Annotated in this window: 16 protein-coding genes; 8 read left to right on the plus strand and 8 right to left on the minus strand. The window is 66.5% G+C overall.

Annotation, left to right across the window (positions count from 1 at the left end):
* Window positions 1-586 precede the first annotated feature (586 nt).
* Window positions 587-1018, plus strand: a complete 432-nt coding sequence (locus AC1DNE_RS20555) for an OsmC family protein (RefSeq protein ID WP_441473110.1) — start codon at window positions 587-589, stop codon at window positions 1016-1018.
* A gap of 123 nt (window positions 1019-1141) precedes the next feature.
* On the opposite strand, the gene AC1DNE_RS20560 is transcribed toward AC1DNE_RS20555, so the two are convergent.
* The 7 genes from AC1DNE_RS20560 to AC1DNE_RS20590 all read right to left on the minus strand — a co-directional run bounded on the left by AC1DNE_RS20560 (window position 1142) and on the right by AC1DNE_RS20590 (window position 9602).
* Window positions 1142-2266: an ABC transporter ATP-binding protein gene (locus AC1DNE_RS20560; protein WP_441473111.1), complete on the minus strand. Its 1125-nt coding sequence runs from the start codon at window positions 2264-2266 to the stop codon at window positions 1142-1144.
* The gene (locus tag AC1DNE_RS20565) at window positions 2259-3248 is read right to left on the minus strand and encodes an ABC transporter ATP-binding protein (RefSeq protein WP_476765647.1); all 990 of its coding nucleotides are present in this window, start codon (window positions 3246-3248) and stop codon (window positions 2259-2261) included. Before AC1DNE_RS20565 ends, AC1DNE_RS20560 begins: the two co-directional genes overlap by 8 nt.
* A complete protein-coding gene (locus AC1DNE_RS20570) occupies window positions 3245-4708 on the minus strand; it encodes an amidohydrolase family protein (RefSeq protein WP_476765656.1) in 1464 nt (487 codons plus the stop codon). The genes AC1DNE_RS20565 and AC1DNE_RS20570 overlap by 4 nt, the downstream gene beginning before the upstream one ends.
* 38 nt (window positions 4709-4746) lie before the next feature.
* Window positions 4747-5946, minus strand: a complete 1200-nt coding sequence (locus tag AC1DNE_RS20575) for an amidohydrolase family protein (RefSeq protein WP_476765648.1) — start codon at window positions 5944-5946, stop codon at window positions 4747-4749.
* Between the two features lie 26 nt (window positions 5947-5972).
* Window positions 5973-6926 (minus strand): ABC transporter permease, encoded by a 954-nt coding sequence (locus tag AC1DNE_RS20580; RefSeq protein ID WP_441473114.1) that lies wholly within the window; start codon window positions 6924-6926, stop codon window positions 5973-5975.
* Window positions 6916-7908 (minus strand): ABC transporter permease, encoded by a 993-nt coding sequence (locus AC1DNE_RS20585; RefSeq protein ID WP_441473115.1) that lies wholly within the window; start codon window positions 7906-7908, stop codon window positions 6916-6918. The genes AC1DNE_RS20580 and AC1DNE_RS20585 overlap by 11 nt, the downstream gene beginning before the upstream one ends.
* Before the next feature lie 125 nt (window positions 7909-8033).
* Window positions 8034-9602, minus strand: coding sequence for an ABC transporter substrate-binding protein (locus tag AC1DNE_RS20590; RefSeq protein ID WP_441473116.1), 1569 nt, complete (start codon window positions 9600-9602; stop codon window positions 8034-8036).
* Window positions 9603-9841: 239 nt separating this feature from the next.
* Here AC1DNE_RS20590 and AC1DNE_RS20595 point away from each other — a divergent pair, with 239 nt between their 5' ends.
* From AC1DNE_RS20595 to nhaA, 5 genes are all read left to right on the plus strand, one after another.
* Window positions 9842-10549 carry a GntR family transcriptional regulator gene (locus AC1DNE_RS20595; protein WP_441473117.1) on the plus strand — a complete coding sequence of 236 codons (708 nt, stop codon included), beginning with the start codon at window positions 9842-9844 and terminating at the stop codon, window positions 10547-10549.
* The gene (locus tag AC1DNE_RS20600; protein ID WP_441473118.1) at window positions 10546-11244 is read left to right on the plus strand and encodes a flavin reductase family protein; all 699 of its coding nucleotides are present in this window, start codon (window positions 10546-10548) and stop codon (window positions 11242-11244) included. Before AC1DNE_RS20595 ends, AC1DNE_RS20600 begins: the two co-directional genes overlap by 4 nt.
* 308 nt (window positions 11245-11552) lie before the next feature.
* Complete coding sequence (locus tag AC1DNE_RS20605) at window positions 11553-12368, plus strand: alpha/beta fold hydrolase (RefSeq protein ID WP_476765650.1); 816 nt, start codon at window positions 11553-11555, stop codon at window positions 12366-12368.
* A 100-nt stretch (window positions 12369-12468) separates the two neighbouring features.
* On the plus strand, window positions 12469-12855 hold the full coding sequence (locus AC1DNE_RS20610; protein WP_441473120.1) for a c-type cytochrome: 387 nt from the start codon (window positions 12469-12471) through the stop codon (window positions 12853-12855).
* 82 nt (window positions 12856-12937) lie between these two features.
* Window positions 12938-14134 carry a Na+/H+ antiporter NhaA gene (gene nhaA / locus AC1DNE_RS20615; protein WP_441473121.1) on the plus strand — a complete coding sequence of 399 codons (1197 nt, stop codon included), beginning with the start codon at window positions 12938-12940 and terminating at the stop codon, window positions 14132-14134.
* A gap of 5 nt (window positions 14135-14139) precedes the next feature.
* On the opposite strand, the gene AC1DNE_RS20620 is transcribed toward nhaA, so the two are convergent.
* Window positions 14140-14316, minus strand: a complete 177-nt coding sequence (locus AC1DNE_RS20620; RefSeq protein WP_441473122.1) for a hypothetical protein — start codon at window positions 14314-14316, stop codon at window positions 14140-14142.
* Between AC1DNE_RS20620 and AC1DNE_RS20625 the strand changes: the two genes are divergently transcribed.
* Entirely contained in the window at window positions 14315-14713 is a 399-nt protein-coding gene (locus tag AC1DNE_RS20625) for an NUDIX hydrolase (RefSeq protein ID WP_441473123.1), read from the plus strand. The genes AC1DNE_RS20620 and AC1DNE_RS20625 overlap by 2 nt on opposite strands.
* Before the next feature lie 219 nt (window positions 14714-14932).
* Complete coding sequence (locus tag AC1DNE_RS20630; RefSeq protein WP_476811456.1) at window positions 14933-15739, plus strand: class I SAM-dependent methyltransferase; 807 nt, start codon at window positions 14933-14935, stop codon at window positions 15737-15739.
* Window positions 15740-15956: the final 217 nt, after the last annotated feature.

A 15956-nucleotide genomic window follows, 5' to 3' on the forward strand; every position in this document is an offset into this window, starting at 1 on the left:
CGGGTGGGAAGCAGGCCTTCGGCGGTTGCCTGCCGCACCGGTCCGGCTCATCCGCCGCGACACCACCCACCCGCGACGCTCCCCGAGCTCAAACGCCCGAACGGCTCCTAATAGTGCTTCGAATAACGATAGTGCTGTGAATACGGGTCGGAGTACGGATCGAACGACCGGCAGTCCAGCCAGTATGCCGATTGGATTGTCCGATTGACCGGCACAGCGCAGACGGAGGCGAGATCCGGGCTCCTGTATTCCGTCACGGCACAGCCCGACGACAAAACTCCGATGGCGACGAACAGGCACGCGCGTTGGATCGTTCTCATCTTCCCGTCTCCCATTGCGGACTCTGCTCAGACGCCTCGCTGCGAAGTCACCCTTTGCGAACTTGACCCATACCGGTGGCCGGGCTGGGGCCGGGAGCTACTTATCTATTCTGCCTATTTCTCTATGATCAGTCCATTCGAGCACAATTTCCCTTCCCTCCGAGCGCCGATCACCAGCAAGTGAACCCGAGGCGCCCTGAAGCCGTTATCGAAGGGTAGCTTTCCAGCCGCAGCATATCCATCCAACCAGAACGGGAGTCAGCATCATGGCGATCAACAGGACCGGTTCGGCCCATTGGGAGGGCGGCATCAAGGACGGCAAGGGCGCGATCTCGACCGAGAGCGGAGCGCTCAGCTCTTATCCTTATGGCTTCTCCAGCCGCTTCGAAGGCAAGCCCGGCAGCAATCCCGAGGAGATCATCGGCGCGGCCCATGCCGCCTGCTTCACCATGGCGCTCTCGCTGATCCTGGGCGAGGCCAATCTCAAGGCCGATGCGCTCGACACCACCGCGCGCGTGACGCTCGACAAGCTCGACGACGGCTACGCCATCACCGCGATCCACCTGACGCTGAAGGGCAAGGTGCCCGGCGCCGACCAGGCGACCTTCCAGTCGCTGGCCGACAAGGCCAAGGCGGGCTGCCCGGTCTCGAAGCTGTTCAAGGCTCCGATCACGCTGGAAGCGACGCTGGTCGGCTAAGTGGTGTATCTCGCAACGTCATGCTCGCCCTTGTGGCGAGCATCCACGTCTTGAACACCGCGCGGGCCGAAACGAAGACGTGGATGGTCGGGACAAGCCCGACCATGACGAAAACGCCGGGCATCAGGCGAAGTGGCAGGACACCTCGACACCGCCGATCGGCCGCAGCTCCGGCCGCTCGGCACGGCAGCGATCCGCGGCCTGCGCGCAGCGCGGATTGAAGCTGCAGCCCGCCGGCGGCGCGATCGGGCTCGGCACCTCGCCGGACATCGGCTTGCGCGCCCGGTTCGGTTTCTCGACATCGGGGATCGTGTCGAGCAGCAGCCGCGTATAGGGATGGCGCGGCCGGGTGAAGACCTCCTCGGCCGGCCCCGCCTCGACGAAGCGGCCGAGATACATGATGGCGAGATCGTCCGACATGTGCCGGACGACCGAAAGATTGTGGCTGATGAAGAGATAGGTCAGCCCGAACTCCTTCTGCAGCCGGACCATCAAATTGAGGATCTGGGCCTGCACGGAGACGTCGAGCGCCGAAGTCGGTTCGTCGCAGACGAGGAAGTCGGCCTCCGTGGCGAGGGCGCGTGCGATCGAGATACGCTGGCGCTGGCCGCCCGAGAAGGCATGCGGATAGCGGCTCGCATCGGTGCGGGAGAGGCCGACGACCTCGAGCAGATCGCCGACGCGCTGCTGGACCGCCGCGTCGTCGGGCCTGAGCTTCAGCTCGCGGATCGGCTCGGCGATGATGTCACCGACCCGCCAGCGCGGGTTGAGCGAGGCATAGGGGTCCTGGAAGATCATCTGCACGCGCGGCGGCCCGAACGAGCCATCGCCGCGGCGGATATCGCGGAAGTTGAGCTTGCCCTCGGTCGGCCGCTGCAACCCGACGACCATACGCGCCAGCGTCGATTTTCCGCAGCCGGACTCGCCGACGATGCTGAAGGTGGTGCCGCGCCTCACCGTGAAGGAGATGTTCTCGACCGCGCGCAGGATGCGGCGCGGCTCCTTCGAGAACAGCCGGGACAGGGCCGGCGCCGAGACGTCGAAGCGGCAGGATGCAGAGGCGACGTCGAGAATGATGTCCTCCCCTCCTCCACCGATTGCACCGCGCGAGCGCTCATCCTGAGGAGCCAGGCGTGAGCCTTGCGTCTCGAAGGATTTTTCAGAGCGCTCTGGCGCATCCTTCGAGACGCCGCGGCGCGGCTCCTCAGGATGAGGGCTCGCGGTAGGAGCTTCCATATGCTCACGCATGCGCCGCCTCCTTCAGCGGAAAATGGCAGGCTGCGGCATGGGCCATCACCGGCAAGCCCGGCTTGTGGTCCCGGCAGAAGGCCTCGGCCCGGCCGCAGCGCGGGTTGAACGCGCAACCGGGCGGGATGGCGTTAAGGCGCGGCATCGCGCCGTCGATCTGGTTGAGATGCTCGTGGCGGGCGTGGACGCTGGGGATCGAGGCCATCAGCCCGGCGGTGTACGGGTGGCGCGGACGGCGCACGACCTCCTCGACCGGCCCCATCTCGACGATGCGGCCGGCATACATCACGGCGACCCGGTCGGCCGTCTCGGCGATCACGCCCATGTCGTGCGTGACCAGCATGATCGACGTGCCGTGCTCCCGGCAGAGCCGCTTCAGCAGCGTGGTGATCTGCGCCTGGATCGAGACGTCGAGCGCGGTCGTCGGCTCGTCGGCGATGATCAGCGAGGGCTCGGCGCAAAGCGCGAGCGCGATGACGACACGCTGGCGCATGCCGCCGGAGAACTGGTGCGGGAAATGGTCGATGCGCGTCTCGGCGGCGGGGATGCCGACCTCCTTGAGCAAATCGAGCGCACGCTTGCGCGCCTGCGCCCGGCTCACCGGCAGATGGGTCATGATCGTCTCGACGATCTGGTCGCCGACCTTGAGCAGCGGGTGCAGCGAGGTCAGCGGATCCTGGAAGATCGCTCCGATGCGCCGGCCGCGCAGCTTGCGCATCGCCTCGGCCGGCAGGTTGTCGATGCGTTGGCCCGACAGATGGATCTCGCCGCCGGCGATGCGCCCCGGCGGGTCGAGCAGGCCGATCACCGCCGTGCCGGTCAGCGACTTGCCCGCCCCGGACTCGCCGACCATGCCCAGAATCTCCCCCGGCGCGATGTCGAAGGTGACGCCGTCGAGTGCCGTCAACGGGCCGTGGCGGCCGTCGAAGACGATGCGCAGGTCACGCACGGACAGGAGAGGCGCGGCGGCGGAAGCGGTCATGCGATGGCCTCGCTGCGTTCGACCGGATAGCTCGACGAGAAGATCTCGCTCATCGGCGGATGGCCCAGGGTGCGCTCGGGATAGCGCGTCATCACGCCCTCGAACTGCTTCTGGGCGCGGGCGTTGTCGGCGGCCTCGTCCTGGCCCGGAACGACCCGGTTCTCCATGACGAAGCGCCCATCGATCACCACCGCCGAGAAATCCCGGCCATGGCCGGTCAGCATCATCGTCTGGATGGGATCGATGACCTGGCCGCTATGCGGCCGGTCGAGTTCGAAGACGGTGATGTCGGCGCGCGCGCCCGGCTGGAGCCGGCCGAGATCGGGCCGCTGCAGGGCATCGGCCCCACCGACGGTCGCGGCGTCGTAATAGTCCTCCGAGCGCACGGCGCCGACATTGCCGGCCATGGTGCGGGCGAGGATCATGCCGGTCTGCAGGTTCATCACCATGTCCGGCGGGCTGGTATCCGTGCCCATGGCGATATTGAGCCCCATGGCGCGGTAGCGGCCGAAATGGTCGATAGCATTGCCGTGCCGGCCCGATACCAGCGGGCAATGCACGATGCTGGCACCGGAATCCCGGATGATCTCGAGGTCGCGGCCGGGCCTCTCGATCAGCCGGCTGCCGGAAACGACCGTGCCATGCGGCAACAGGCAGCGTTCGTTGAGGAAGCCGAGGCTCTCCAGCCATTCCGGCGGGCTCATGCCGTGCTGGGCGAGGACGAGGTCGTACTCGATCTTCGACTGGCAGCAATGCAGCCGCACCGGCACATCGAGCTCGCGCGAAGCTGCCGCCGTGCGGCGCAGCAGCTCGGCCGTGGAGGTCTCGATGCGGTCCGGCGCGAACATCGCCCGGATCAGCCCGCCCGCCTCGCCTTCATGACGCCCGGCGAAGTCGATGGCCGCGTCAAGCTCAGCGAGGCCGCGCGCCTCGTCGTAGTAGGTGACGATGCGCCCGTCCGTCTCGGCCAGTTGGTTGCCGGTGCGATAGGCCGGGCCGAGATAGACGCGCAGGCCGAGATCGGCAGCGGCTTCCGCGGCATCTTCGAATTCCTGCACCGTCTCGCCCCAGGCACGGTAGAACAGCGAGGCGATCGGCAGCGCCGTGGTGATGCCGTTGCGGATCAGCGAGGCGAAGGCATAGCGCTTCTGGAAGGCCAGTTCCTCGCGGGAATACATCTCGTAGGGACCGGCCTCGAGATAGCTGCGCGGCCAGACCCTGCCCTTCTTCCAGGCCGGCTGGTTGTCATAGGCGAGGATGGTCGTGTCGAGGTCGGAAAGGGCGTCGCAATCGACGAAGCCCGGCCCGATCAGGGCGTTGCCGTAGTCGACCCGGCGCGCGACTTCGCCGGGGAAGCCGTGGCCGACGAAGACGATCGCGCCATCCTCGAACACGACTTCGCCGTTCTCGTAGAGGCGATGGCGCCCGTCCTTGTGGCCGACGACCCAGCGCGCGGTCATCAGGATGCGGCCCTGCGGCCGCCTGGCTGCCTGCAGGCTCACGGGGCGGCCCTCACCGAGACGCCGTCGCGGGCGACGACGCGGCCGCGTTTGACGACGCGGCGCTTCGGAGAACGGGTGACGATCAGCTCCGCCAGCGTCTGGCCGGGCATGATGACGAAATCGGCGGCCTTGCCCTCGACCAGACCGTAGTCGGCGATCTCCATCACCTTGGCGCCTTCGGTCGTGCAGACGTCGAAGGCGAGCTTGAGCTCGTCGTCGCGGCGGAAATTGTTGCGCAGGCCGACGAACATCGCGCGCTCCACCATGTCGGCATTGCCGTACGGGCCCCAGGTGTCGCGGATGCCATCGGAGCCGGAGCAGACGCGCACGCCGGCCTCGAGCAGCTTCCTGACCGGCGGCGCGGCGCTGCGGGACGGAGCCGTCGTCATGATCGCGATGTCGAGTTCGGCAAGCTGCTCGATCAGCGGATCGACCAGCGCCATGTCGGGCGACCCCAGGCAGAAGGCGTGGCTGACCGTGACCTTGCCCTTCATGCCGAGCGCGCGGGTGCGCTCGATGATCAGGTCCATCGAGAAGGCGCCCATCTCGCCGGGCTCGTGCAGGTGGATGTCGAGCGGCTTGCCATAGGTCTGGCAGAGGCCGAAGACCGCATCGAGATGGCCCTTCGGGTCGCGGTCGATGCCGCAGGGATCGAGGCCGCCGACGATCTCGCAGCCGGCCTTCATCGCCCGATCCATCAGCGCCAGCGTGCCGGGGCGGCGCAGCAGGCCCGATTGCGGGAAGGCGACGAGCTCGATGTCGACGATGTCGCGGTATTCGTCGCGGGTCTTCATGACGCCCTCGACGCCCCAGAGCCCGTGCTCGGTATCGATGTCGACATGGCTGCGGATATGGGTCGTGCCCATCAGCGAGGACTGGATCGACTGCCGGGCCGCCTGGCGGGCCGGGTCGATATCGAGCCGCTTCTTGTTCTCCCGCTCGTTGTCGATCTTGTCGAGGAGCTTCGGGCCGACCTCGTTGACGTACCAGGGCAGGCCCCAGAGGCTCTTGTCGAGATGGGTATGCGCCTCGACGAGGCCGGGAATGACGATCTCGCCGCGGCCGTCCTCGACCGCCACCCCTGCGGGCGCGGCGATGTCCTTCGCCATGCGGCTGATGCTGCCGTTCTCGACCAGGATGTCGAGGGCTGCCCCGGCGTTCGGGCGGACGTTGCGGATCAGGAGGGAAGCAGTCATCGCAGGCGTATCCTCGTGGTTTCTTGTCAGCGAAGCTTCGGGTTGAGCGCGTCGCGCAGCCAGTCGCCGAGCAGGTTGACCGAGAGCACGATCAGGCCGAGCTGCAGCGAGGGGAAGACGACGAGCCACCAGGAACCGGAGAACAGGTACTGGTTGCCGATGCGGATCAGCGTCCCCAGCGAGGGCTGAGTGATCGGCATGCCCACCCCCAGGAAGGACAGCGTCGCCTCCGAGAGGATGGCGAGGCCGAGATTGAGCGTGGCCGAGACCAGCACCGGCGTCATCGTGTTGGGCAGGATGTGACGGCGCATGATCCGCGTCGCCGGCACGCGGATGATCCGGGCGGCGAGGACATATTCCTTGCGGCGCTCGACCATGGTCAGCGCGCGCACGGTGCGGGCATATTGCACCCAGCTCGTCAGCGCGATCGAGAGCACCAGCACCACCGCGGCGAAAGGCTCGCGCAACCCCGGCGGCAGCATCTCGCGGAAGATCGCCGAGACCAGGATCGCCATCAGCAGCGTCGGGATCGAGAGCACGGTATCGCCGAGGCGCATCAGCAGGTTGTCGACACGCCCGCCATAGAAGCCGGCGCAAAGCCCGATCGAGACGCCGACCAGCATCGAGACGACGACCGCGGAAAAGCCGATGATCAGCGAGATGCGCGAGCCGTAGAGGATGGCGGAGAACACATCGCGGCCCTGCGGATCGGTGCCGAGCAGGAAGGGCCATTCGCCGCCCTCCTGCCAGATCGGCGGGATCTCGGCCTTGTCGATGAAGATCTGCGTCAGGTCATAAGGGTTCTGCGGCGCGATCAGCGGGGCGAAGAGCGCGCTCAGCACCAGCAGCGCCAGCACCAGCGCCGAGAGCCAGGCGACCGGGGTGTGGCAGAAGCTCCAGCCGATGTCGCTGTCGAGGAAGCGGCGCAGGCGGCCGGGTTTCTTGATAGTGTCAGCGGGCCGGGTCTTCTCAGCGAGCATTGGCGCCTCCCGTGAGGGCGTCCTCGCGCAGGCGCGGATCGACCCAGGCATAGGTCAGGTCGACCAGCGTGTTGAGCGTGACGAAGATGAAGGAGACGACGATCAGATAGGCCGCCATCACTGGGATATCGACGAAGGTCACGGCCTGAACGAAGAGCATGCCCATGCCCGGCCACTGGAACACCGTCTCCGTCACCAGCGCGAAGGCGATGAGGTTGCCGATCTGCAGGCCGGTAACGGTGATGACCGGCATCAGGCAGTTGCGTAGCGCATGGCCGAAATGGATGGCGCGGGACGGCAGGCCGCGCGCCCTGGCGAAGCGGATGAAGTCGGTGCGCATGGTCTCGAGCATCTCGGCGCGCACAAGGCGCATCACCAGCGTGATCTGGAAGAGCGAGAGCGTGATGCCGGGCAGGATCAGCGCCTTGCGCCCGGAAGAGGTCAGGAAGCCGGTGCTCCACCAGCCGATCTGGACGACCTCGCCGCGGCCGAAGGCCGGGAGCCATTGCAGCGAGACCGAGAAGACCAGGATGAAGAGGATGCCGAGCGCGAAACTCGGCAGCGAAACGCCGAGCACCGAGACGAACTCCAGTGCCTTGGCCAGGAAACTCTCTCGTCGGATGGCGGTATAGACGCCGAGCGGAATGCCGACGGCGAGCGACAGGAAGGTCGCGACCAGAACGAGCTCGAAGGTCGCCGGGAAGCGCTCCGAGATCAGCGTGAAGACGTCCTGCTGGTTGCGGTAGGAGATGCCGAAATCGCCGCGCGCGGCATTGCCGACAAAGGTCGCGAACTGCATCGCGAAGCCCTTGTCGAGGCCGAGCCGGACGCGCAGCTCGTCGCGCTGCTGCTGGCTCGCCTGCTCGTTCAGCATCAGCTCGACGGGGTCGCCGACGAAGCGGAAGATCAGGAAGGCGAGGAAGGCCACCGCCACCATGACGCCGGCGGCGTTGAGCAGTCGCTTGAAGAGAAAAGCCGGCATGGAAAGCTCCTGCGTTCCGGCGTCATTCCCGGGCTTCGCAGAGCGAAGACCCGGGAATCTCAGGACGAGAGGGCGCTGGTTTCCGAGATAGCCGGGTCAAGCCCGGCCATGACGTCGCGCCTGCCTCACTTCATCATGGTCAGCCAGAGGCGCGGCTTGTTGTCCGAGGCCTGCACGGTCGAGGCCACGGTCGAACGCATCGCCCAGGCCATCGGCTGCTGATGCAGCGGGATGAAGAGGTGCTCGGCCTTGGCGATCTTGAGCGCTTCCTTCATCAGCTCGATGCGCTTGGGTGTGTCGAGTTCGACGCCGGCCTTGTCGACCAGCGCGTCGATGCGCGGATCACCCCAGTTGCCCCAGTTGAAGACGCCGCCCGTGCCGCTCCTCGAGCGCATCACCTGCACCAGCAGCGAATAGGCGTCGATCATCGGCTCGTTCGCCCAGCCGAAGGAGATGACGTCGAAGTCGCCCTTGACGCGCTTCGGCGCCTGCTGGCTGCGCGGCGCCATGCTGAGATTGGGCTTGAGGCCCGCGCGCGACCACATCGAGGCGACCGCCTGGCAGAATTCCTCCTCGTTGACGAGAGAGTCGCTCTGGCAGTTCATCTGGAAGGAGAAGCCGTTGGGATAGCCGGCCTCGCCGAGCAGCTTCTTGGCGCCGTTCAGGTCGAAGGGCAGCCGCTCGTCCTGCGACGGCTCGTAGCCGGGGATCGCGGGGGCGACGAGCGCGCCGGTGTTGCGCGAGAGGCCGCGCATCGCACGCTTCTGGACGGCGTCGATGTCGATGGCGCGATAGAGCGCCTCGCGCACCTTGATGTCCTTGAAGGGGTTCTTGTCCTTCACGTCGCTCTCGAAGAGCTTGTCGGTCAGGTTGAACGCGAAGAAGACCGAGCGCAGCTCGTTGGTCTGCAGCACCTTGACGTCCGGCGAGGCGGACAGGCGCGGCAAGTCCTGCAGCGGGGCGACATTGGTGAAGTCGATTTCGCCGGAGAGCAGCGCCGCGACGCGCGTCGAGGACGAGGTGATCGGCGTGAACTCGATCTTGTCGATGTTGTGCTTCGGCTTGTCCCACCAGTTCGGGTTCTTCGCGAAGACGGTCTTGGAGTCGGCGCGGCGGCTTTCGACGAAGAACGGGCCGGTGCCGTTGGCGTTGTCGGTGGCATAGCCCTTCACGCCCTTGCCGGAATCGGTCGGCAGCAGCGAGTTGTTGGCCTCCATCCACTCCTTGTCGAAGATGAAGATGTTGGTGAGGTCGTTGAGCAGCAGCGGATAGGGGCCGTTGACCTCGATCTCGACGGTGTAGTCGTCGATCTTCTTCGAGGATTTGTAGGCCGGCAAGTTGCCCTTGAGCGGCGAGTCGGGATGGGTGACGCGCGCCAGCGAGGCGATGACGTCATCGGCCGTGAAGGGATTGCCGTTGTGGAACTTGACGCCCTGGCGCAGCTTGAAGCGCCAGACGGTCGGCGACACGGTCTCCCATGACTCCGCCAGCGCCGGCTCGATCTTGAGGTCGCCGGTGTAGCGCACCAACCCCTCATAAACATGGTTCAGCACCGACAGGGTGAAGGTCTCACCGAAGGAGTAGGGATCGAGCGAGGCGATTTCGCGCGCCGACCCCCATTTCAGCGTCTTCGCCTCGGCGGTGCCCACCAGGGCGAAGGCGGCAACGGCCGCCAGCAACCAGGCCTTTTTCATCCAACTCTCCCCTTTTGTGTTTCGGCCCCGCCGCAGCGGGCCCGGATCGTCGTTGCCGCCTGTTTAGGCACCGTGGCGTTTTGGTCGCCATCTCGTGTGCGATTATTGAACAAACTTGCATACGATGAAAAGATCGTATTGTATGCGATTATTGAACACAAGCAGAAACTGGATCGGAGCCCGCGATCGTGACATTGACGCCCCCGCAAATGGTCAAATCAGGACGAGGGAAAGCCGACATGGGCGAGCGTCGTACGCCGGTTCTGCGGGCAGAATCCGTATACAGGGCGCTCCGGCGCGCGATCATCGAGCAGGCACTGAAGCCCGGCGTGAAACTGCCGGAGGATTCGATCGGGGAGCAGCTCGGCGTCAGCCGCACCTTGGTGCGTGAGGCCTTCGGGCGCCTCGCCGTTGAAGGACTGGTGGAACTCAAGCCCAATCGCGGCGCCTCCGTCGCCTATCCGACGCTGGAAGAGGCGCGCGACGTGTTCGAGGTCCGGCGCGGGCTGGAGCGGCTGGTCGCTGAGAACCTCGCCGGGCGACTGACGGCCTCCCAGGCGGCCGAGCTCGAAGCCCATGTCGAGCAGGAAGAGAAAGCACACGAGCAGGACGGGCCGGAATCGATCCGCCTCTCCGGCGAGTTTCACATCAAGCTCGCGACGATGACCGGCAACGCGCTGCTGCTGCGCTATGTCCAGGAAGCGTCGTCGCGCTGCTCGCTGATCCTGGCCATCTACGGCCGCCCGCATTCGAGCGAATGCGCGGTCTCCGAGCACCGCCAGCTCATCGAGGCATTGCGCTCCGGCGATGCGACCCGCGCCGCCGATCTCATGGACCATCATCTGCGCGCGGTCGTGACCCGCGCCTTGCTGACGCCGCGCGTCGAGCGGGACATCCGCGACGTGCTTGCCCCCTATGCCCGTAGCGAAGGATTGACCCCATCGTGACCGCACACCCGTCCGGACAGCCGCGCGCCGAGACCGCTCCCGGCATCGTCACCTTCGACTTCGCGTCGCTCACCCCGCGCGAGCGCTACAAGCTGCTGATCGGCGCCGTCGTGCCGCGCCCGATCGCGCTGGTCACGACGATCGACGAGAATGGCACGGTCAATGCCGCCCCCTTCTCATTCTTCAACTGCCTGTCCGCCGATCCGGCCATCCTCGCGCTCGGCGTCGAGTACCGGCCGACCGGAGCGCAGAAGGACACGGGCCGCAACGTCAGGCAGACCCTGGCCTTCACCGTCAACATCGTCTCGGACGCGCTCCTGGAAGGCATGAATGTCTGCGCTGTGCCCTTCGAGCCCGGCGCCGACGAACTGGCCGAAGCCGGATTGACCGCCATGCCCGGCGTCAAGGTGCCCTGCCCCTGGATCGGACAGGCACCGGCAGCTTTCGAATGCCGGCACCACACGACGCTCGGCATTGGCAATTCGCGCGAGATCATCCTCGGCGAGGTCGTCTACGCCCATTTCCGCGCCGACACGGTCGATCCGCAGAAGCTCTATGTCGACCCGGCCGCACTCGACGCCGTCGGGCGCATGGGCGGGCACGGCTATGCGACGACCCGCGATTATTTCGATCTCCCGACCATGTCGGTCACGACCTGGCGCGCGGATCCGGCGGCGGCGAACCGGCGCAGCTGACACCTTCGCCAGGCCCTTTCTGCGCCTGGCAGAACGGCTTGCCGCGATCAGGCACAAATCCATGCACTGGACGCAGGCCAATTAGTCTTTGGTCTACTCGACCTGCGCCAGGAACATTCCGCCCCCTGCGATCAAGCCATGGCAGGTGCGGCCCTGATGCGCCATCCTCGCACAAACCGGTCCCATCGGCCAGATCAAGGCCGAATGATCGGCGGGTGGGCGACCTAAGCTTTCAGGGAGGATGGGGCCATGTCCGGGATCATGCGCACCAGGCGCAGCAACGCATGTCGCCTTCCGAGAGGTGACGCATGACAGCCATGACCGAGATCTCCGACTTCAAGGTCGAAACGTCCGACGGCGCCACGCTGCACGCCTTCAAGGAAGGGCATGGCCAACCGCTGCTTCTGGTCAGCGGCTTGAGCGGCACTGCCGCATTCTGGAAGAACATCGCGGCGACGCTGTCGCGCTCCTTTCAGGTCATCCGCTTCGATCAGCGAGGCATCGGCGCCAGCACGCGCGGCGAGGCTCCCTGCGACATGGAACACCTGGCCCGCGACAGCCTCGCCGTGCTCGACGCAGCCGGCGTCGGGCGCGCCGTGGTCCTCGGCCATTCGACCGGCGGCTGCATCGCCCAGACGATCGCCAAACTCGCGCCGGAGCGCGTGGACGGGCTGATCCTCAGCGCGAGCTGGTTTGCGCCGAGCCGCTTCCTCAACGCCCTGTTCGGGGCACGCCTCGCGATCCTCGAGGCCGACCCCTACGCCTATGCCGCCATTTCGGTGCTCAGCGGCTATCAGCCCCGCTGGATCGAGCAGAACTGGCACATCTATGACGATGCGATGGAAGCGGCCCCGGTCAGCGAGCAAGCGAAGATCGTGACCCGCGAGCGGCTCAACGCGCTCCTCGCCTTCGACGGCTCCGCCGATATCGGCTCGCTGCCGATGCCGATCCTGATCCTCGGCACGCGCGACGACATGGTCGTCCCGGTCCACTATCAGGAAGCGCTGGCCGCAGCGCTGCCCGGCTGCCGGCGGGCGATCATGGAAACGGGCGGGCATCTTTTCCCGGTGTCGCGGCCGGACGCCTTCACGGCGACCGTGGCGGAGTGGATCGGCGAGCTCTGAGGCCGAGATCTGAAGCAAGGCGCGGCGCGGCGAAATGGCCCATGCGACGCCGCGCGGCTTCGGGTTAAATGAGAACGCCTCCAAGTCGAAAGACCTGCCTATGCGCGCGATTCTCCCGAGCCTTCTCCTTCTCCTGCCCTTCCTTGCCCAACCCGCCGCCGCGCAGGACGCCGCCGCCGGCGAACGATCCTTCAACAAGTGCCGCGCCTGCCATCAGATCGGCGAAGGCGCGCGCAATCTCGTCGGCCCCGAGCTCAACGGCCTGATCGGCCGGCATTCGGGCGCGGTCGAGGCCTACAGCTATTCGACCGCCAACAAGAGTTCCGGCCTGACCTGGGACGAGACGACCTTCACCGACTACATCAAGGACCCGAAGGCCAAGATTCCCGGCACCAAGATGATCTTTGCGGGCATCAAGAGCGAGAAGGAGATCAAGGACCTGATCGCCTTCCTGAAGCAGTTCGACAAGGACGGCAAGAAGCTCTGACGCCCGTCCCGGCCTGCCCGGATTTGGTCCTCGGCGCCAGCCTGTCGTATCTCCTTCTGCCTGATCGACAAAGGAGAGCCTGATGGCCGCCCCCGTAACCCGGGTGAGACCCCTTTCCGCGCTGCGGGACTTCCTGCACAGCGAGGCCGCCGGCGGCATCATCCTGATGGTGGTCGCTGCGCTCGCCCTCGTCATCGCCAATTCGCCGGCGGCGCCGCTCTATTTCGGCACGCTTAAGAGCTATGTGCTGGGCCTCTCCGTCCTGCACTGGATCAACGACGCGCTGATGGCGGTGTTCTTCCTGCTCGTCGGGCTCGAGATCAAGCGCGAGATGCTGGACGGCCAGCTCTCGACCTGGGGGCGGCGGGTGCTGCCCGGCTTCGCCGCGCTCGGCGGCATGATCGCGCCGGCGCTGATCTATGTCGCCTTCAACCTGGGCTCCGGCGAGAGCCTGCCCGGCTGGGCGATCCCCACCGCCACGGACATCGCCTTCGCGCTCGGCGTGCTCTCGCTGCTCGGGCCGCGCGTGCCGGCTTCTCTCAAGGTCTTCCTCACCGCGCTCGCCATCCTCGACGACCTCGGCGCGGTGATCATCATCGCGGTGTTCTACACCGCCGAGCTGTCGGGCCTGTATCTCGGCCTCGCCGCGGCGGTGCTCGTCATCCTGACGGCGCTCAACCGCCTCGGCGTGATGCGGCTCGCGCCCTATCTCCTGCTCGGCGCGGCGCTCTGGTACTTCACCCTGAAGTCCGGCGTGCATGCGACGCTGGCCGGCGTCGCGCTGGCCCTGACCATTCCGCTGAAGCCGTCCCCGGCCCGGCCCGACGACGCCAAGTCTCCGCTGCACAAGCTCGAACACGGGCTGCACCCTTATGTCGCCTTCCTGGTCATTCCGGTCTTCGGCTTCGCCAATGCGGGCGTCTCCTTCAGCGGCCTCGGCCCCTCGACGCTCGCCGCGCCGGTGCCGCTCGGCATCATGCTCGGCCTGTTCCTCGGCAAGCAGATCGGCGTCTTCGGCTTCGGCTGGGCAGCGATCCGCGCCGGCCTCGCCGATTTGCCGGCACGCGCCTCCTGGCCGCAGTTCTACGGCATCGCCCTGCTCTGCGGCATCGGCTTCACGATGAGCCTGTTCATCGGCCTGCTCGCTTTCCCGGATTCCGAGGCGCTGCAGAACCAGACCAAGATCGGCGTCCTTGCCGGCTCGCTGCTCTCCGGCATCGGCGGCTGGCTGCTGCTAAGGCTCTGTCCGGGCGAGGTTATGCGCAAGAAGCAAGGCTGACCTGTTCACTTTTTCGGCAGAATGCCTCTTCCATTTTCGCGAAGCGATGCAATATTCATTCGCTTCAGCGGCCATTCCCGATTCGCAGCCGCGAGGGAGTCTGCAACCAGCCAGGAGCGTCCAGAGCCGATGAAGAAGGCAAAGCGGAAAACGGGGGAGAAGCGGTCGCAGATCGCGGCCATGCCGATCCGCCACGCTGCCGACGGCTCGACGGAGATTCTGCTCGTCACATCGCGCACGACGCGCCGGTGGATCGTGCCCAAGGGCTGGCCCATGAAGGGCCTCAAGGACTATGACGCCGCGGCCCGCGAGGCCTTCGAGGAGGCCGGCGTCATCGGCCGCATCAGCCGCGAGCCGGCGGGGCGCTACAATTACTGGAAGCGCATGAGCGACCATTTCGTGCTCTGCGAGGTCAATCTCTATCTGCTCGAGGTCGAGCAGCAGCTCGACAGCTTCTCCGAGCAGCATCAGCGCGACCTGCACTGGTTCAAGCTGGCCGACGCCGCCGACATCGTCGACGAGCCCGAGCTCAGCACGGCCATCCGCAAGCTGGAACGCATGCCCGCCCTGGCGGCATGAGGCTGCCTGTCGATGCATGAATGCAGCCGCTTCCGCCTCGCATATGGCATATCGTCCTGACGCCAAGGTTCGCGGATAAGTTGAGCCCAATAAAAAGCGATAACGAATTGGTGTAGATTCCACCCGGACACCGCAGTTTGCGCACTGCAAAACATCTTCAACTGGCAGAATCTGCCCAAATGACGTAAAGTCATCCTTTCCGGACCAAAGGGCCAGAGAATGCCCGACCAGACTCGCCATGATGCATGGCAGGCCGGCGAGAATTACGATCGCTATATGGGGCGCTGGAGCCGCGAGCTCGCGCCCCTTTTCGTCGATTGGCTGAACCCCCTGCCCGGCTTCGAATGGCTCGATGTCGGCTGCGGCACCGGCGCGCTGACCGAAGCGTTGCTGGGCGGCGCGGTGCCGGTCAGCGTCATCGGGATCGACCCCTCGGAGGGCCTCCTGGCGGTGGCGCGCGAGCGCGTGACCAACTGGCGCGCCAGCTTCCGGCAGGGCAGCGCCGAGGCGCTGCCGGTCGAGACCGCGAGCTGCGACGCCGTCGGCTCGGCACTGATGCTCAACTTCGTGCCGGACCGGGACAAGGCGCTGGCCGAGATGCGCCGCGCGGTGCGGCCGGGCGGGCTCATCAGCTTCTATGTCTGGGACTATCCTGGCGGCGGCGTCCAGTTCGTGCGCACCTTCTGGACCGCGGCGACGGCGCTCGACCCGAATGCGGCGGAGTTGAACGCGGACAGGCGCTTTCCCTTCTGCACGGCGGAGGGCCTGACCGAGCTCGCCGCCTCGGCCGGGCTGATCGATATCGCCTGCGAGCCGATCACCGTGCCGACGCTGTTCCGCAGCTTCGACGATTTCTGGCAGCCCTTCACCCTCGGCACCGGCCCGGCGCCGGGCTATTGCGCGAGCCTGCCCTTGGCGGCGCGCGAGCGGCTGCGGCAGCGACTGCGCGAAAGCCTGTCGTTCGCGGCCGACGGCACCATCCCGATGGAAGCGCGCGCCTGGGCGGTGCAGGCGATCTCGCCCTGAGGCAAACGCGCCGGGACCCGCGTCCCCGCCGGGCTTTTCTCCAATGCCGCGCCATGACGCTTGCCTCCCGCGTCATGCCCGGGCTTGGCCCGGGCATCTTCGAACAGGAGGCCCCGGAGCCTTGTCCGGCCCGCGATTCTCGCCCCCCCTCGGGTCACCCGAGAATGACGGGCGTGGGGCCCGCATTGACGCGCATGCCTTCGCCCGCCCGCGCTTT

The organism is Allobosea sp. 05L423 (assembly GCF_056397745.1).

Excerpts from the sequence above, each read along its gene's own strand:
- AC1DNE_RS20570 (WP_476765656.1), bottom strand. The coding sequence starts at position 4,708 with ATGACCGCGCGCTGGGTCGTCGGCCACAAGGACGGGCGCCATCGCCTC.
- AC1DNE_RS20555 (WP_441473110.1), top strand. The coding sequence starts at position 587 with ATGGCGATCAACAGGACCGGTTCGGCCCATTGGGAGGGCGGCATCAAG.
- AC1DNE_RS20560 (WP_441473111.1), bottom strand. The coding sequence starts at position 2,266 with ATGCGTGAGCATATGGAAGCTCCTACCGCGAGCCCTCATCCTGAGGAG.
- AC1DNE_RS20575 (WP_476765648.1), bottom strand. The coding sequence starts at position 5,946 with ATGACTGCTTCCCTCCTGATCCGCAACGTCCGCCCGAACGCCGGGGCA.
- AC1DNE_RS20610 (WP_441473120.1), top strand. The coding sequence starts at position 12,469 with ATGCGCGCGATTCTCCCGAGCCTTCTCCTTCTCCTGCCCTTCCTTGCC.
- AC1DNE_RS20585 (WP_441473115.1), bottom strand. The coding sequence starts at position 7,908 with ATGCCGGCTTTTCTCTTCAAGCGACTGCTCAACGCCGCCGGCGTCATG.
- AC1DNE_RS20620 (WP_441473122.1), bottom strand. The coding sequence starts at position 14,316 with ATGGCCGCGATCTGCGACCGCTTCTCCCCCGTTTTCCGCTTTGCCTTC.
- AC1DNE_RS20630 (WP_476811456.1), top strand. The coding sequence starts at position 14,933 with ATGCCCGACCAGACTCGCCATGATGCATGGCAGGCCGGCGAGAATTAC.
- AC1DNE_RS20605 (WP_476765650.1), top strand. The coding sequence starts at position 11,553 with ATGACAGCCATGACCGAGATCTCCGACTTCAAGGTCGAAACGTCCGAC.
- AC1DNE_RS20580 (WP_441473114.1), bottom strand. The coding sequence starts at position 6,926 with ATGCTCGCTGAGAAGACCCGGCCCGCTGACACTATCAAGAAACCCGGC.
- nhaA (WP_441473121.1), top strand. The coding sequence starts at position 12,938 with ATGGCCGCCCCCGTAACCCGGGTGAGACCCCTTTCCGCGCTGCGGGAC.
- AC1DNE_RS20625 (WP_441473123.1), top strand. The coding sequence starts at position 14,315 with ATGCCGATCCGCCACGCTGCCGACGGCTCGACGGAGATTCTGCTCGTC.
- AC1DNE_RS20565 (WP_476765647.1), bottom strand. The coding sequence starts at position 3,248 with ATGACCGCTTCCGCCGCCGCGCCTCTCCTGTCCGTGCGTGACCTGCGC.
- AC1DNE_RS20590 (WP_441473116.1), bottom strand. The coding sequence starts at position 9,602 with ATGAAAAAGGCCTGGTTGCTGGCGGCCGTTGCCGCCTTCGCCCTGGTG.
- AC1DNE_RS20595 (WP_441473117.1), top strand. The coding sequence starts at position 9,842 with ATGGGCGAGCGTCGTACGCCGGTTCTGCGGGCAGAATCCGTATACAGG.